Origin of the sequence: Mesorhizobium sp. (assembly GCF_041661565.1) — a bacterium.
Lineage (GTDB): Bacteria > Pseudomonadota > Alphaproteobacteria > Rhizobiales > Rhizobiaceae > Mesorhizobium.
Genome location: NZ_JBAZUD010000124.1, coordinates 1 through 15,352 on the forward strand (window position 1 = coordinate 1; position 15,352 = coordinate 15,352).

The 15,352-nt window shown below is 65.7% G+C and carries 17 protein-coding genes and 1 tRNA gene; 8 read left to right on the top strand and 10 right to left on the bottom strand.

Annotated features, from left to right (window positions below; genetic code table 11):
* A partial coding sequence (locus WC739_RS19410; RefSeq protein WP_372954647.1) for an acetate--CoA ligase family protein occupies nucleotides 1-2,294 on the bottom strand: 2,294 nt, incomplete at its 3' end.
* Nucleotides 2,295-2,449: 155 nt separating this feature from the next.
* Between WC739_RS19410 and WC739_RS19415 the strand changes: the two genes are divergently transcribed.
* Together WC739_RS19415 and WC739_RS19420 are read left to right on the top strand one after the other, a co-directional pair.
* Entirely contained in the window at nucleotides 2,450-2,836 is a 387-nt protein-coding gene (locus WC739_RS19415) for a hypothetical protein (protein WP_372954648.1), read from the top strand.
* An 18-nt stretch (nucleotides 2,837-2,854) separates the two neighbouring features.
* Nucleotides 2,855-3,259 (top strand): host attachment protein, encoded by a 405-nt coding sequence (locus tag WC739_RS19420; protein WP_372954649.1) that lies wholly within the window; start codon nucleotides 2,855-2,857, stop codon nucleotides 3,257-3,259.
* A 30-nt stretch (nucleotides 3,260-3,289) separates the two neighbouring features.
* On the opposite strand, the gene WC739_RS19425 is transcribed toward WC739_RS19420, so the two are convergent.
* From WC739_RS19425 to WC739_RS19435, 3 genes are all read right to left on the bottom strand, one after another.
* Entirely contained in the window at nucleotides 3,290-4,273 is a 984-nt protein-coding gene (locus WC739_RS19425) for a zinc-dependent alcohol dehydrogenase family protein (RefSeq protein ID WP_372954650.1), read from the bottom strand.
* A 78-nt stretch (nucleotides 4,274-4,351) separates the two neighbouring features.
* The gene (locus tag WC739_RS19430; RefSeq protein ID WP_372954661.1) at nucleotides 4,352-5,002 is read right to left on the bottom strand and encodes a BON domain-containing protein; all 651 of its coding nucleotides are present in this window, start codon (nucleotides 5,000-5,002) and stop codon (nucleotides 4,352-4,354) included.
* A 344-nt stretch (nucleotides 5,003-5,346) separates the two neighbouring features.
* Entirely contained in the window at nucleotides 5,347-5,784 is a 438-nt protein-coding gene (locus WC739_RS19435; RefSeq protein WP_372954651.1) for an Rrf2 family transcriptional regulator, read from the bottom strand.
* 182 nt (nucleotides 5,785-5,966) lie between these two features.
* On the opposite strand from WC739_RS19435, the gene WC739_RS19440 reads away from it, so the two are divergent.
* Both WC739_RS19440 and WC739_RS19445 read left to right on the top strand, forming a co-directional pair.
* Complete coding sequence (locus WC739_RS19440) at nucleotides 5,967-6,863, top strand: NAD(P)/FAD-dependent oxidoreductase (RefSeq protein WP_372954652.1); 897 nt, start codon at nucleotides 5,967-5,969, stop codon at nucleotides 6,861-6,863.
* A gap of 5 nt (nucleotides 6,864-6,868) precedes the next feature.
* The gene (locus tag WC739_RS19445; RefSeq protein WP_372954653.1) at nucleotides 6,869-7,351 is read left to right on the top strand and encodes a class I SAM-dependent methyltransferase; all 483 of its coding nucleotides are present in this window, start codon (nucleotides 6,869-6,871) and stop codon (nucleotides 7,349-7,351) included.
* Nucleotides 7,352-7,643: 292 nt separating this feature from the next.
* On the opposite strand, the gene WC739_RS19450 is transcribed toward WC739_RS19445, so the two are convergent.
* From WC739_RS19450 to WC739_RS19460, 3 genes are all read right to left on the bottom strand, one after another.
* Nucleotides 7,644-7,720: transfer RNA gene (locus tag WC739_RS19450), tRNA-Arg, on the bottom strand.
* Between the two features lie 107 nt (nucleotides 7,721-7,827).
* Nucleotides 7,828-8,751 carry a DUF1003 domain-containing protein gene (locus WC739_RS19455; RefSeq protein WP_372954654.1) on the bottom strand — a complete coding sequence of 308 codons (924 nt, stop codon included), beginning with the start codon at nucleotides 8,749-8,751 and terminating at the stop codon, nucleotides 7,828-7,830.
* Between the two features lie 248 nt (nucleotides 8,752-8,999).
* Nucleotides 9,000-9,914, bottom strand: coding sequence for a D-alanyl-D-alanine carboxypeptidase family protein (locus WC739_RS19460; protein ID WP_372954655.1), 915 nt, complete (start codon nucleotides 9,912-9,914; stop codon nucleotides 9,000-9,002).
* 205 nt (nucleotides 9,915-10,119) lie between these two features.
* Here WC739_RS19460 and WC739_RS19465 point away from each other — a divergent pair, with 205 nt between their 5' ends.
* From WC739_RS19465 to WC739_RS19475, 3 genes are all read left to right on the top strand, one after another.
* The gene (locus WC739_RS19465; protein WP_372954656.1) at nucleotides 10,120-11,220 is read left to right on the top strand and encodes a hypothetical protein; all 1,101 of its coding nucleotides are present in this window, start codon (nucleotides 10,120-10,122) and stop codon (nucleotides 11,218-11,220) included.
* Between the two features lie 93 nt (nucleotides 11,221-11,313).
* Nucleotides 11,314-11,934 carry a nucleoside triphosphate hydrolase gene (locus WC739_RS19470; RefSeq protein ID WP_372954657.1) on the top strand — a complete coding sequence of 207 codons (621 nt, stop codon included), beginning with the start codon at nucleotides 11,314-11,316 and terminating at the stop codon, nucleotides 11,932-11,934.
* An 84-nt stretch (nucleotides 11,935-12,018) separates the two neighbouring features.
* Nucleotides 12,019-12,399 (top strand): hypothetical protein, encoded by a 381-nt coding sequence (locus tag WC739_RS19475; RefSeq protein WP_372954658.1) that lies wholly within the window; start codon nucleotides 12,019-12,021, stop codon nucleotides 12,397-12,399.
* 47 nt (nucleotides 12,400-12,446) lie between these two features.
* Here the strand turns inward: WC739_RS19475 and WC739_RS19480 are convergent, their stop codons facing one another.
* From WC739_RS19480 to WC739_RS19490, 3 genes are all read right to left on the bottom strand, one after another.
* Entirely contained in the window at nucleotides 12,447-13,151 is a 705-nt protein-coding gene (locus WC739_RS19480; protein ID WP_372954659.1) for a glutathione S-transferase family protein, read from the bottom strand.
* 143 nt (nucleotides 13,152-13,294) lie between these two features.
* Complete coding sequence (locus tag WC739_RS19485) at nucleotides 13,295-14,503, bottom strand: beta-ketoacyl synthase (protein ID WP_372954660.1); 1,209 nt, start codon at nucleotides 14,501-14,503, stop codon at nucleotides 13,295-13,297.
* Nucleotides 14,504-14,508: 5 nt separating this feature from the next.
* Nucleotides 14,509-14,763 carry an acyl carrier protein gene (locus WC739_RS19490; RefSeq protein ID WP_224665779.1) on the bottom strand — a complete coding sequence of 85 codons (255 nt, stop codon included), beginning with the start codon at nucleotides 14,761-14,763 and terminating at the stop codon, nucleotides 14,509-14,511.
* 215 nt (nucleotides 14,764-14,978) lie between these two features.
* Here WC739_RS19490 and WC739_RS19495 point away from each other — a divergent pair.
* A partial coding sequence (locus tag WC739_RS19495; RefSeq protein ID WP_372954662.1) for an urease accessory protein UreD occupies nucleotides 14,979-15,352 on the top strand: 374 nt, incomplete at its 3' end.

Here is a 15,352-nt window from a genome sequence, read left to right on the forward strand (position 1 = left end):
CGGATATCATCCGGCGATGTCTTGGCGAGAAAATCGGGATAGAGCGCGGCATCTTCCGGCCGGATCGGCCGCACATGGTAAGTCCGGTCGTCGAGACGCACATCTTTCGCCCATTCCGCCGGATAGGGACGGATGGCGAGATCGGCGTTGGGGCCGGGCAGTTCGACCGCCGCCGGGTCGATCTCGATGCGGGCATCGAGCGCGATGACGCCGTCGCTGTCGGCAAGCAGCGGGTTGATGTCCATCGCGATGATGCACGGGAAATCGACGATCATCCGCGACAGCCCGCAAAGCGCGCGCCTGATGGCCATGTCATCGGCCGGCTGGCGGTCGCGGAAGCCGGCGAGCAACCGGCCGATCCGTGTGCGGGCGATCAGGTCGCCCGCCAGCACATCGTCCAGCGGCGGCAGCGCGATCGCGGTATCGTCCATGATCTCCACCGCCACGCCGCCTGCCCCGAACAGTACGACCGGCCCGAAGACGGGATCGCGGCTGATGCCAAGGATCAGCTCCTGCGCATGCTTGCGATGGATCATCGGCTGCACGGCAAAGCCTTCCATGCCGGCATCGGGCAGGTTCTCGCGGATGCGCCGGCGGATGGCCCCGGCCGCCTCGCGCGCGCCTTGCGCGGTCTCGATGTTCAGCACCACGCCCCCCGCATCCGACTTGTGCGTCACAGTCTTGGAAAGCAGCTTGACGACGACTTTTTGCGAACTCTTCAGCAGGTGTTCCGCCGCGCGCCCGACCTCATCGTCGGTAGCCGCCACCACCGTCTCCGGCACCGGAATGCCGTAGGCGGCAATGGCGGCCTTGGCTTCGGGTTCGGTCAGCATGCGCCGTCCGTCGGCCGCGGCCATCCGGAAGATCGACCGCACCGTCGCATGGTCGCGCGTGGCCCCATCGTCCTGCACGGACGGCACGCGGGAGAGAGCCTTTTGCGCCCGCGACCAGTCGATCAGATAGGAAACGGCGGTGGCCGCGGCGGCCGGCGTCTCGTAGGTCGCAACCCCCGCCTGCCGCAGCAGCCGCCTGGCCTCGCGGGCGGTATGCTCGCCCAGCCAGCAGGTGAGCACGGGTTTCCCGCCAATGGTGCCGTCGCGGACCAGCGAAGCGACCGCGGCCGCGGCATCCGCCGACGAGGCGACGCCGGTGGGGCAATTCATCACCAGCAGCACGTCCGTGCCCGGATCGGCCGCCACCGCCTCGAGCGCGGCGCGGTAGCGTTCGGGCGGAGCATCGCCGATGATGTCGACCGGATTGGCGCGAGACCAGTTCGCCGGCATGGCCAGGTCGAGAGCCGCGATCGTGTCGGCGTCAAGCGTCGCCAACTCGCCGCCGCGATCCATCAGCCTGTCCACGGCCAGCACGCCGGCGCCGCCGCCATTGGTGACGATGCCCACCCTGGCGCGCTCCAGCGGGGCAAAGCGCGCGATCGTTTCGGTTGCGTCGAACAGGTCGGCGAGGTCATCCACGCGCAGGATCCCGGCGCGACGCAAGGCGGCGTCCGCCACCCGATCCGCTCCCGACAGGGCGCCCGTGTGCGTGGCGGCGGCTTTCGCGGCTTCGGCATGCCGGCCCGGCTTGATGGCGATCACCGGTTTCAGCCGGGCGGCGGCGCGTGCCGCCGACATGAACTTGCGCGGGTTGGGGACGGATTCGAGATACATCACGATCGCCCGCGTCCCCGGGTCGTTGGCAAGCATATCGAGGCAATCGCCGACATCGACATCGGCCATGTCGCCAAGCGAGACGATGCGCGAGAAGCCGATGCCGTTGTCGGCCGCCCAGTCGATCAGCGCGGTGGCGATCGCGCCGGACTGCGACAGCAGCGCGATGTCGCCCGGTGCCGCGGCCATATGGGCGAAGCTGGCATTGAGCATCAGGGGTGGAACCATCAGCCCGACCGTGTTGGGGCCGATGACGCGCAACAAATAAGGCTTCGCGGCGTCGAGCATTGCCTGCCTCAGCCCGTTTTCATGCGTCAGCCCGGCGGTGATGACGACCGCGGCGCGGGTTCCCTTCTCGCCAAGCTCGCGGATAAGGCCCGGCACCGTCGCTGCCGGTGTCACGATGATAGCGAGGTCGGGAATGCCGGGAAGGTCGGCGACGCGCGCGTGGCAGGGCAGCCCGTCTATCGCTGCGTATCCCGGGTTCACCGGCCAGATCTCGCCTGCGAACCCGCCCTTGACGATGTTGTCGAGCACGACGCGGCCGACGGAGCCAGGCCGGGTCGACGCGCCGATCACGGCGACGGACTTCGCCGTCATGGCATGGTGAAGGTTGCGAATGGTCATGAGCGGGCTCCGGTTTCTGCTCCCCGATATCGGAAGCGCCGCCGCCAATCCTTGCGATGTATCAAGGCGTCGCGACCGCCGACCAAGCACTTGACGCGGATCAAGGTGCTACTGCCGGCAAGGCGTAATCACGAGCCATGAGCGAAGGAGACGTCATGACCGAGAAGAAGGACCTCACGGCGAAATTCCGCCACGTGCGACTGGAGCTGGCCCGCGAGCGCGGCCATCCGCTGGGCGACAGCAAGGAGGGGTACGATATACTGATGCCGCTCGAGGACGATGGCCGCGTGGATGCGGCAGAATGGAAGCCCCACCAGGCGGCATGCCGCGTGCGACGTTTCAGGGCCGGCGAAGACGACCGGATCGGCCGGCTGCGGCGCAAGCCCGGCGGCCAGTGGTATTTCGACTATGAGCAAGGCGACCAGGACGACGAGCCGGGTTTCCGCTTTGGCGAAGAGCGTTTCCTAACCGGCGAATATGTTTCGCTGACCTCGCAGGGGACCATGCACACCTATCGCGTGACATCGGTCGAAAAGCCCTGAACCTGAACGGAGAGAGACATGATCCTACCAAATGGCGCCACCGTGGCCGTTGTCGACGGCGGCAGGCTGCGGCTTTTCCGCAACAAGGGGCACGAGCCTCATGTTGATCTGGTCAGCCTGCCCGATCCGGAAGTCGGTTCCGGCCATGCGGGGTCCGGCACCCGTCATCGGAGCAGCACGGCCAACCCCGACGACGGGCGGCTGAAAGAGGACGACTTCATCGCGGGCGCGGCCAAGCATCTCAATGCCGAAGTGCTCGCCGGTCGAATCCAGCAACTGCTGGTGATCGCCGATCCGCGGTCCCTGGGCGAGTTGCGCAAGCATTTCCACGGCACGCTGACCGGACGGCTGGTCGGCGAAATCGGCAAGGACCTGAGCGGCCAAACCGACGCGTCGATCCAGTCGGCGATCATGGCGGCTTGAGAAAGTCCGGCGGGATCGGAAAGGCCTGGATTAAGGCACCAGCACCGCCGCGCCGCTGAGGCGGCCGGCGCGCAGGTCGGCAAGCGCCTCGTTGGCACGGTCGAGCGGGTAGGTCGTGGTGTATGTCCTCACCCCGGCCTGCCTCGCCACGGGAAAGAACTCCTCCGCGTCCTGCCGTGTCAGGTTGGCGACAGACATCAGCTGCCACTCCTCCCACAGGATCGAATAGGGCATGGAGGGGATGTCGCTCATGTGGATGCCGCCGCAGACCACCCGCCCGCCCTTGCGGACTGCCCGCAAGGCCGCCGGCACGAGGTCGCCGACCGGCGCGAAGATGATCGCCGCGTCCAGCCCAACAGGCGGCGCCTGATCGGAGCCTCCGGCCCACACGGCGCCCAGGCTCCTGGCGAAGCGCTGCGCCTCGTCATCGCCGGGCCGCGTGAAGGCATAGACGTCGCGCCCCTGCCAGGTGCAGACCTGGGCGATGATATGGGCGGCGGCGCCGAAGCCGTAGAGGCCGATCCGCTTGCCTTCCCCCGCCTTCTTCAGGCAACGCCAGCCAATGAGGCCGGCGCACAGCAAGGGCGCCTGCGCGACCGCGCCGGCGTCCTGGTCGAGATCGAAGGCAAAGGCGGCATCGGCCACGACATGGGTGGCGAAACCCCCGTCCCGCGTGTAGCCGGTAAACAGCGGATCATCGCACAGGTTCTCCGCCTGCGACCGGCAATAGGGACACGCGCCGCATGTATGGCCGAGCCAGGGAACGCCGGCGCGGCGGCCAATCCTTGCCCTGTCGACGCCTTCGCCCGCCAGGTCGATGATGCCGACGATCTCATGGCCCGGCACGAGCGGCAGCTTCGGATGCGCGAGGTCGCCATCCACGACATGAAGGTCGGTCCGGCAGACCGCGCAGGCCTCGACCTTGAGCCGGACCTCGCCCGGCCCGGGCATCGGATCGGCGCGCTCGGTCAAGACCAGGGGGCTGCCGACCCTTTCAAGCACCATTGCCTTCATGACTGCCATCCATGACCGAAATGCCGATGGAAGGCGGAGCAGGTCCGCCCGCCATGATCGGTGCCGTCCCTGCGCGGCTCAGCCAATTGTGAGGCGGTCATCCACCATGTTGACCCCCGGCGCCGCCCAGGCGGCGCGCGCGGCGGCGCTGCGCTCGGACAGGTCATGGACGCGGCCTTCTAGCGTGACCTTGCCGCCGTCGAGGACATGCACCTGGATCGCCTGCGCCTCGACCTCGGCGCTGCGCTTCAGGGCGTCCTCGATGCGCTTCTTGATGTCGAGGACCGAGGCATGCGCCTCGACCGTGATCTCGTTCTGGACGCCGACCACACCCGCCAGGTCGCGGACCGCATCGGCGGCCGCCGTCTTCTGGTAGCGCCACTCGACCTTGCCGGTCAGCGTCACCCAGCCCTTCTGGACCTTGACCTGGACTGACTCGCTCGGAACCGATGTGTTCCAGCTGATCGTGTCGACCGCGCGCCTGGCGATCTCGTCGTCGGCGGTGCGGTTGGCGCCGAACGGACGCACCTCGATCTCCTCGGCGATGGCCTTGACGCCTTTGACGCGGCGAACCGCTTTCTCGATCGTGCTTTTCTGCGCATAGGTCGGCACATGGCCCGTCAGCGTGACCACGCCATTGGCCACCGCCACGCCGATATTGGCCGCATCGATGCTCGGTTCAAAATCGAGCTCGTCGATGATGTCCTGTTTCAAAATGCTGTCCATGATTGCGTCCCTGCTGTTGCGGCAGGGATGTCCCTGCCTTGGCATGAGCGTCCGCCCAACACCGGCAGCGGGCCTTGATGCGCGTCAAAGGGAGATGGGGAATTTGCGGGCCTTGCAGCAAAACCGTTGGCGCGCCGGAAAAGACGAACGTGCGAACTGCTATTATCTGTAAGCGCTATACTGGTATTGGAGAGGTCAATCTTGACGGTTTCCGGTCAGGCAGCTTTTGATCGCGATTCGAGAAAGCTGACAGTCCTTCAATTGCCGGGGAGAGCGTCCCGTTTCGGGTTTGCCGATCTGCTTTCCACCAAAGTCGCTCACCTCCTGGCGTGGAGGGGTCGTTCGCGTCATCTGTGGGAATGCACACTGGCGGACACCGCATGGCGCGGTGCGATCTGGTCAAGCGTGATCTCGCCAAAGCGCGTCGCAAACAGGGTCGCGGCCTCTGCCATTGTATCTGCCATCACAGCGTTGACGTTCTTTTCCACCAGGCACTCGGCCCACTCGCTGCGGTTACCAATCGCGAAAAGATTGGGGCGGCCGAGCGCCTCATAGACATCGAGAAGCGTGATCTCGCATAGCGGACGCGCCAGTTGCCACCCCCCACCGTGCCCCTTTTCAGAACGAACCAGGCCCGCCTCGCGCAGCCCCGCCATTGTCCGCCTGAACACGGCCGGATTGGTTCCCATACTGCGCGCCAGCACATCTGAAGTCAGCAGCGCGTTCGCCTTGTCCATGTGCAGAAGGACGTGAAGGACGTCGGAAAGGCGGGTATCTCGATTCATCGTACAGCCTCATTCTAGCATCGGCATCGCAGACAGCTACGGCGCCGTTGACCCAACTACATTCGTATCTCCTATTGATACATGATGCCAATGGGTTTATGTATCTCTAACTGTTACATGTGTTGGCGCTCCGGGTCCAGCCAGGACGGACGGCCGACTGCACTCATGGAGTTACGCATCATATGACGTTCGACACGATCATCATTGGCGGAAGCTTTGCGGGGCTCTCGGCCGCGCTCTACCTGGCCCGGGCGCGCCGGTCGGTGCTTGTGCTCGACACAGGCACGCCGCGCAATCGCTTTGCTGCCGTCGCCCACGGTTTCTTTGCCCAGGACGGGAGCGATCCTAGGGTCATGCTTGAGATCATGCGGGGACAAGTAATGGCCTATCCAACCGTGCAGTTTCGCGATCTAAAGGCGCTGGACGCTGCTCCCTATGAAGACGGTTTTCGGGTGACGTTGGAGAATGGCGTCACGATGACCGGGGCAAAGCTGGTCCTGGCATTCGGTGTGAGCGACATTCTTCCCGAGCTTCCCGGCCTCGCCGAACGCTGGGGATCAAGCGTTGTTCATTGCCCCTATTGCCACGGCTACGAGTTCGGCGGCGGGCAGCTCGGCGTCCTCAATCTCTCACCAATGTCGGCACATCAAGCCATGCTGGTGACCGAATGGGGGCCGACCACCTTCTTTCTCGATGGTGGCACGATAGAGCCAGACGTTGCGGCGAAACTCGACGCCAGGGGCGTCACAGTCGCAGCTGAGCGCGTGGATTGTCTTATCGGCGAGGGAACAGGTCTGTCGGCGATCCGTCTCCGCAATGGCGTCGAGCGACCGATCGACGCGCTGTTCGTCGGACCACGCAATCGCTTCAACAGTGATATTGCCGAAAGGCTCGGATGCGCTATCGAGGACGGCCCCCTCGGATCGGTGGTCACCGTCGACGACGTGAAGGCCACCAATGTCCCTGGGGTCTATGCCGCGGGTGATATCACGCGGATGGGACACACCGTCACCTTCGCCTGTGCGGACGGCGTCATGGCCGCCCTGGCAATACATCGTTCGCTGGTGTTCGGGGGTTGACCGCCATGGAGTACAATCACTCGCCTTTCGCCAACTCGGCCGCCGTCGCCTCCTATGCGACCGATGCGCCTCGCAAGGTGCCTGGGCTGGCCGATCTTCATCGAATGGTGATGTTGCTTCTTGCCGAACAGGCCCCCGGAGACGCGCACATACTCGTTGTAGGCGCGGGAGGCGGCATGGAAATCAAGGCTATCGCCGGGGCGCAGCCGGCTTGGCGCTTCACCGGCGTTGATCCCTCCCCCGCTATGCTAAACCTTGCACACCAAACTCTCCGGCCTTTTGCGGATCGCGTCGAGTTGATCCCGGGCACCATCGATCAGGCCTCCGAGGGCCCTTTCGACGGCGCGACATGCCTGCTCACGCTCCATCACCTCGATCGGGACGAGCGACTGAGGACGCTGAAGGACATCCGCCGCCGTCTTAGGCCGGGCGCCAAGCTTGTGGTCACGGGGCACTCGGCCCTGGCTCCAACCCTGAACGCTGGATGACGCGTTCGGTCGCCTTCGGCGATCGTGTAGGGCTTGATTGGGCGCGGGCCGCAGCCGCCGGCAGGATGATGATGGAGCGACTGCCAGTGCTTCCTACGGACCAGGAAGAAGCTATGCTGCGCGAGGCCGGTTTCGCGGAGGTAGAGCTCTTTTATGCCGCCTTCTCGTTCCGCGGCTGGGTTGGAACAGCTGCCTAGCTTCAATGAAGCGCAGAACCGACGATCGACCCATGCCGCTTGGCTGCGTGCGGCCAGCTGTGGCCGGTCTTATTCAGGAATGGACCGTGGAGCATTGGCGCACCCGACAGGATTCGAACCTGTGACCTCTGCCTTCGGAGGGCAGCGCTCTATCCAGCTGAGCTACGGGTGCTTCCCGGTAACCGGAAAACGAACCGGCCGGCGAACCGGCAGGTCACGGCTTCTTAGCGGAAGCCGGGGCGGGCTTCAACGGGCAATTGGCGATTGGCCGCGCGAGGGTCACTCCCCCGCTTCGCTCTTCACCGCCCGCCTGCGCCTCGGCGCGCGCTTGGGTTTCCTGGCGCCGGTCAGCTCGTGCATGGCGTCGAGCTGCATCTGCTGCATTTCGGCCAGGCGCGTCCATTGGCGCGAGATGAGGTAGTCGAGCTTTTCGTGCAGGTGGCGCACTTCGAGCTCGGCCTTGAGGTTGACGCGGTAGTCGTTGAAGGAGCGCAGGCGGTCTTTCGATTCCTGGCGCCTCTGGCTCATCATGATGATCGGCGCCTGGACGGCGGCGATGCAGGAGAGCAGCAGATTGAGCAGGATGAAGGGGTAGGGATCGAAGGCGGCGCTCATGCCGGCAATCAAATTGATGCCGATCCACACCAGCAGCACGCTGGCAAACGAGATCAGGAACCACCAGCTGCCGCCGAAGGCCGCCATGTTGTCGGAGACGCGGTCGGCGAAGGTGCGGTGCTCCTCGAACTCCTCCTCCGAGTTTTCCGAAATCGTGTCCTGCCTGGCGATCGATTCCACCACCTGGCGGTCGAGTTCGGAGAATTCGCCGTGCTCCTGCTGCAGCAGCTCCTCCATGTAGCGCATGCGGTAGCGGCCGAGCTCCGCGCGGGTGATGCGGGCGCCGGCCGGCAGGTCGGGATGGTCGGCGCGGATGCGGTCGGCGAGGCTCGGGCGCAGCGTGTCGATGCGCACGAGATCGCGCTTGCGGTATTTGCGGCCGGAGATCGCCGACGGCTTCTTCTTCGGCTTGCCGCGCGACGCGCCCGGCGCGGTCGGCTCCGAATCCGGCACGTCGGGCGTCTCGAAATGCTCGTCCGACGCCGGGTCGGCCTCCGCCTCGCCTGTGGTCGGCGCCTCGAAATACTCGCCGCCGCTGTCGTTCTGGTGGTCCTCGGCCTGCTCGGGCGCCTTGGGGACGGTGCTCATGGTGCTGGCTCCTTGTGTCGGGGCTTCTGCTTTTAGGATACGCCGCGGTGGCGGGGCCTAGCCACTGGCGGATTTCGCAGCCTACGCCACGTCTTCCGCACGATTGCGTGACAATGGCAAGACAATAGCCGGCTGCGGGTCTCTCGCGGGTGGCGGAGGCTTGCCTCGCTCCATCCTCCACGGGCGGAGCAGGAGCGAAGCGGCGTCGCGAAGCCACGAAGGGTGACGAAGTGAGGGGGCGCCGCGCCCTATTGCTGATCGGCGAACATCAGCCTTGTCTTGCTGTCGGCCATTTGAGGCGACAGGCTGCGCTGGATCAGCGCCTCGACATGGTCGTTGCGCTGGCGGGCGCTGTCGGCGCCCATCACCACCACGACCAGTTGGCGGCCGTCGGCATTGTAGGAGGTGACGATGTTGAAGCCGGAGGCCCTGATATAGCCGGTCTTGATGCCGTCGACGCCGCGCACGCGGCCCAGCATGTCGTTGTGGCCGCGCACCAGCCTGCCGCGGAACATGAAATCGCTTTCGGAGAAATAGTGGAAGTGCTGCGGGAAGCGGGAATGCAGCGCGATGCCAAGCACCGCCATGTCGCGCGCGGTCGTGTGCTGGTCGTCGTCCGGCAGGCCCGACGCATTGCGGAACACGGTGCCGGTCATGCCGAGCTGGCGCGCCTTGGCGGTCATCAGCGCGGCGAACTGTTCCTCCGAGCCGCCGAGATATTCGCCCACCGCCACCGCCACGTCATTGGCGGACTTGACGACGATGGCGCGGATCGCCGAATCGACATCGATGGTTTCGCCGCGCCGGAAGCGCATCTTGGTGGGCGGCTGCGAGGCGGCGTGGTCGGAAACCGGGATCTGCGTTTCCTTGCTGACGCGGCCGGACTCCAGCGCTTCGAACAGGAGATAGAGCGTCATCATCTTGGTCAGCGACGCGGGATAGCGCTGCGCGGTGGAGTTGACCTCGAAAAGCTGCTTGCCGGTCCTGGCGTCGACGACGAGGGCGGCGTATTTCTGCTGCGGTGCCGGCACCGCCAGAACGGATTCGGGCGGCGGCATGGCGGTGGTGCAGCCGACAAGCAGCAGCAGGCCAAGGGCTGCGAAAACTCTGTGGATGAGCGGCAAGGAACGCGAATTGGGCAAGGGCAGGTCTGTTCGGGTCAAGCTGTTGCTGAGATGCGGCGAAGCTAACGTAACCCGATTGCCGCGTCCATTTGGTTAATGGTGCTCATACAAAGGGATTATCGGGGATTGTCGGGGGGTTGTCCGGCCACAGCTGCGACGGCCTGATGCGAAATGCCGGTCGCGGCGCTTGCGCAAGCGGCGCCAACAGGGTTCTGCTTGCGGCTTCTGAATCGGTGAGAACGCCATGACCATCAGCACCATCACGGCCAAGGGAATTTCGGTTTCGCTCGACCTCACTGTCGGCCATCTCGCCGACATGGTCGTCGACAGCGGCGGGCGCCAGCTGCGGCCGCTGCATCGCGCGCCCTGGATCGACGAGCCGCGCGAGACGCTGCCCAAGGACCTGCCCGAGGGTACGGTGCGGCTGTCCGGCGACTTCCTCTGCGCGCCGTTCTCGCGCAGCGATGTCGAGGAGGCGCCGCTGCATGGCTGGCCGGCCAACAGCGCCTGGGATGTCGTCGAGAGCGCTGCCACGGCGGATGGCTGGCGCGCGGTCTACCGCCTGCGCCATAAGGTGATGGGCGCGACGGTCGACAAGATCCTGACGCTGCGCGACGGGCATCCCTTCCTTTACCAGGAGCATGTGTTCGCCGGCGGCCGTGGCGCGATCTCGGTCGCCCATCACCCGATGATCGCGATGAAGGGCGGCGGCAGGCTGGCCTTTTCGCCGAAACGGTTCGCCGCGACGCTGGACGAGCCGCTGGAGCCGGATCCGGCGCGCGGGCGCTTCAGGCTGGCCTATCCGGCGCGCTCCGCCGATCTCGGCCATTTCCCGGCCACCGGCGGCGGCACGCTCGACCTGACCGAATACAGGATGGAGGACCGCCGCGAGGACTTCGTCACCCTGGTCGAGGCCGATCATGGCGGGCCGGGCTGGACGGCGCTGGCGCGCAGCGCCGAGGACGACCTGGTTGTGGTGCTGAAGAACCCGGCCGAGCTGCCGATCACCATGCTGTGGCTCAGCAATGGCGGGCGCGACTATTCGCCGTGGAACGGCCGGCACCTCGGCGTGCTCGGCATCGAGGACGGCCGCGCCGCCATCGGCCATGCCGCCTCGATCGGCGACAACTGGCTGAAGCGCGAAGGCGTGGCCACCGCGTTCACGCTGGGCGAAGGCCAGGGCGTTTCCTTCCGCCATGTCATTGGCGCCATGCCGCTGTCCGGTGGCGAGCCGCCGCATGCCGTCACCACCGAGAACGGCCGCATGCGGCTGGCGGGCGCCTCGGCCTGGGAGGTTCCCTTCGACAGCGATTTCCTGCGCATCGGGCCGACCGCGGCCGCCTGAAGCAGAACCGGGCAAAGACATGGTTTGAAATTTCGGCGCAGTGCAGCCAAGATGTCGCCGAAGCATCATGCCGACCAGCCAAGGGAGGCTCCCATGTCCGAAATCGCCCATCTCGCCGCCACCATCTTCAAGCGCGCCGGCAAGGCGCCGCGCTTCATCGTCGCCATCGCCGGGCCGCCGGGGGCGGGCAAGTCGACGCTGTCGGCGGGCCTGCATGACCTGCTGCCGGAAGGTGCCGCGGAAGTTGTTCCGATGGACGGCTTCCACTTCGACGACATCGTGCTCGAACGGCGTGGGCTGCGCGCGCGCAAGGGCGCGCCGGAAACCTTCGACTTCGCCGGCTTCGAGACGCTGCTGAAGCGCATTCGGAGCGGCGAGCCCGACATCGCCATTCCGGTCTTCGACCGCGGCATGGAACTGTCGCGCGCGGCGGCCGCGATCGTCGGCGCCGGGACCAAGTTCATCCTGGTGGAAGGCAATTACCTGCTGCTCGACGAGGAGCCGTGGTCGCGTCTGGCGCCGCTGTTCGACTTCTCGATCTTCGTCGACGTGCCGCGCGAGGAACTCGAGCGACGGCTGCTCGAGCGCTGGCACGGCCACGGCCGCTCGGACGAGGATGCACGAGCCTGGATCGCCTCCAACGACATGCCCAACATCGAACGCGTGCTCGCGCGCCGCCGGGCCGCGGACCTGGAGATCGGCCAGCCGGCCTGATCCTGCGCGCCCTTGAAGGGGAACCTTAAGACTTTCAGCCCGTTATTGCGCATATTCAATTCCGGCAAAGAGGGATTCCGTCCAATGGCAACCAAGGCAAAGAAGGTCGCGCCCGCCAGGAGCAAGACCACGCAGTCAAAGTCCGCTCAGCCGAAGGCCGCCGCCAAGGCCGGCGCGGCCGCGGCTGTCGCCGAACGTTCCAAGGACGCCAAGCCGGCATTCGGCAAGGCGGCGCCGAAGAAGGTTGTCCCGGTGGCCGCCAAGGCTGCGGCGCCGAAAGCCGCGAAGCCCAGAAAGCCGGCAGCCAAGGATGACTCGATCTCCGGTAGCGCGATGCGCACCGTGAAGGCTGCTGCCAACGTCGCCGCCGGCGCCGTCGTCATCGCCGCCAAGGGCACCGCTTCGCTTGCTGCGTCCATGGTTGGCAAGGGCGAGGCTTCGAAAGCCAAGGCGAAGGCCAAGTAGCTTCCAACTCCAGCCTTCAACCTTCCGGGTTTCCCGGGCGGATCGATTCAGGGCTTGGCCGGGATGGTCAGGCCCTGCTGCACAGCCGGTCGGGCCAGGCTGCGTTCCAGCCATGCCGCCACATTGGCGAATTGATCGAAGCCGACCAGCTCGCGCGCGTCGTAAAAGCCGACCAGATTGCGCACCCAGCCGATGAGCGACACATCGGCGATCGTGTAATCATTCCCCATGATCCACCTGCGTCCCTTAAGCCTGCCATCGAGAACGCCGAGCAGCCGCCGCGATTCATCGCGGTAGCGCTCCAGCGGACGCTTGTCGGCGATCTCGCGGCCGGCGAATTTGTGGAAAAAGCCGAGCTGGCCGAACATCGGCCCGACCGCGGCCATCTGGAAGAAAACCCATTGGATCGTCTCATAGCGCCGCGCCGCGTCCGCCGGGATGAGGAGACCGGTCTTCTCGGCGAGATAGAGCAGGATGGCGCCCGATTCGAACAGGCCGATCGGCTTGCCGCCAGGACCATCCGGATCGATGATGGCCGGGATCTTGCCGTTGGGATTGAGCGCCAGGAATTCCGGCGTCCAGCTTTCATCCTTGCCGATGTTGACCAGATGCGGCTCGTAAGGCAGGCCGAGTTCTTCCAGCGCGATAGACACCTTCACGCCGTTCGGCGTCGGTGCCGAATAAAGCTGGATCCGGTCGGGATGGCTGGCCGGCCAGCGCGTTGCGATCGGAAAGGCGGACAGGTCGGCCATGGAAACTCCTGGATCGGGGGATTGACGCCATAGGGCGGCCCGGGCTGGTCGGCCAGACTTAGGGACGCGGCCAGGGATGATCAATATGCGCCGCCGCTTTTGCCCGTCACGGATGTGAGCCGCAGCAATACCAGGAGAACCGCTTAGACGGCCTTGAAGGCCAGCACCGCATTGGTGCCGCCGAAGGCGAAGCCGTTGCTGATCGCGGCTCGCACCTTGCGTTCGCGCGCCACATTCGGCGTCACGTCGAGGTCGCAATCCGGATCGGCTTCGCGGTAATTGGCCGTCGGCGGCACGATGCCTTCACGGATGGCATTGACGCAGGCGATCATCTCCAGCGCGCCCGACGCGCCGAGGCAGTGGGCATGCATCGACTTGGTCGACGACACCGACAGCCTGTAGGCGGCGTCACCGAAGACGCGCTTGATAGCCGCCGTCTCGATCTGGTCATTGGCCTTGGTGCCGGTGCCGTGGGCGTTGAGATAGTCGACATCCTCGGGATTGAGCCCGGCGTCGGCCAGGCAGGCGCGCATGGCGGCCGTCGGTCCTTCGATGGTCGGCGCGACGATATCGGACGCGTCGGCTGAGAGGCCGGCGCCGGCGACTTCGGCCAGGATGGTGGCGCCCCGCGCCATGGCGTGCTCATAGCTCTCCAGCACCGCCATGCCGGCGCCCTCGCCGAGCGACAGGCCCTGGCGATCCGCCGAGAATGGCCGGCAAGTATCGGGCGCCAGCACCCGTAACGCTTCCCAGCCTTTCAGGATACCCCACACCAGCGGCGCATCGGTGCCGCCGGCGACCATGACATCGGCGCGGCCGAGCCTGATCTGGTCGACAGCCGAAGCGATGGCATGGTTGGACGATGAGCATGCGGAGGTGACGCCGAAGACCGGGCCGCGCAGGCCGAGGTTCATGCTGACCTGGCCGGACGCCGCGCTCGGCATCACCTTTGGCACGGTGAAGATGCCAGCGCGATTCTTGCCCTCGAGCAGGATGGCGCGATAATTCTCCTCGATCGCTTCCCAGCCGCAGACGCCGACGCCGACGACGGTGCCCATCCGGTAGGTGGTGGCTTCATCGGACACCACGCCGGACTGCAGCAGCGCCTCCCGCGCCGCGATGACGGCCAGCAGGCTGAAACGATCCATCGATACAAGCTGCTTGCGGTCGATGCCATGATCGGGAAGCGTCTTGATCTCGCATCCGACCTTGACCTTCAGATCATGCAGCAGCGGGCTGCTAATGGCTCCGATGGCCGAACGGCCGGCGCGCATCTCGTTCCAGATTGCGGGCGCGTCGGTACCCAGGCCGCAAATGCCGCCCATACCCGTGATGACGACGCGTGTCCGCATTCAGTTCAGGCTTTTTTCGCGATCAGGGCGCGGACGGCTTCGACCATGTCGCCGACATTCTTCAAATTGCTCCAGGCATCGACCGTGTTCATCTCGATCTCGATGCCATACTCTTCCTCGAGATCGAAGATGATTTCGGTCAGCTCGAGCGAATGGATACCAAGCGAGGTCAGTTCGGTGTTGGCGGTGATCTCCTCGCCGCCCGGCTCGGCATGAGCCTTGATCTTCGCGATGATATCCGTTGCCAGCTGGTCGGCCATTCGGTAGTTCCCCACTGTGTCGCGTTTCCCGACGCCAACTGAGCAGCGCCTTTTTTTCTCCTGGTATCAACCCGCCGGCGTCGCTCCGCACCCCCGCCAAGCGCCGCATGACCGTACCAAGGTGTTTCCCTCTATAGAAACCCAGACCTTGTCAAGCAACAAGCTATATCAGGCCGGATATCGACAAAGCCGCCGGAGTGCTTAACGTGCGAGACATGGATACGATCCTGCATGGGGCGATTTCGACGCAGCGCGTCGCGGGCACGGCGCGGCTTTCCTGCGCCGTCGGCGACGGCCGCACGCGCCTGCGCCGGCTCTACCAGGACGGCGCCGCCAAGATCAGGATGCCGGCTGTGTCAGGCGATCCGCTCGAGGCGGTGCTGATCAACACCGCCGGCGGCATGACCGGCGGCGATCGCCTCGGATGGGCCGTGGAGATCGAAGCGGCGGGCTCCGCGTCCATCACGACCCAGGCCTGCGAGAAAGTCTATCGAGCCGCCTCCGATCGCGCCGAGGTTCGGGTCAGGCTGAGCGTCGCCGAAAACGGCCGCGTCGCCTGGCTGCCGCAGGAAACCATCGTCTTCGACCG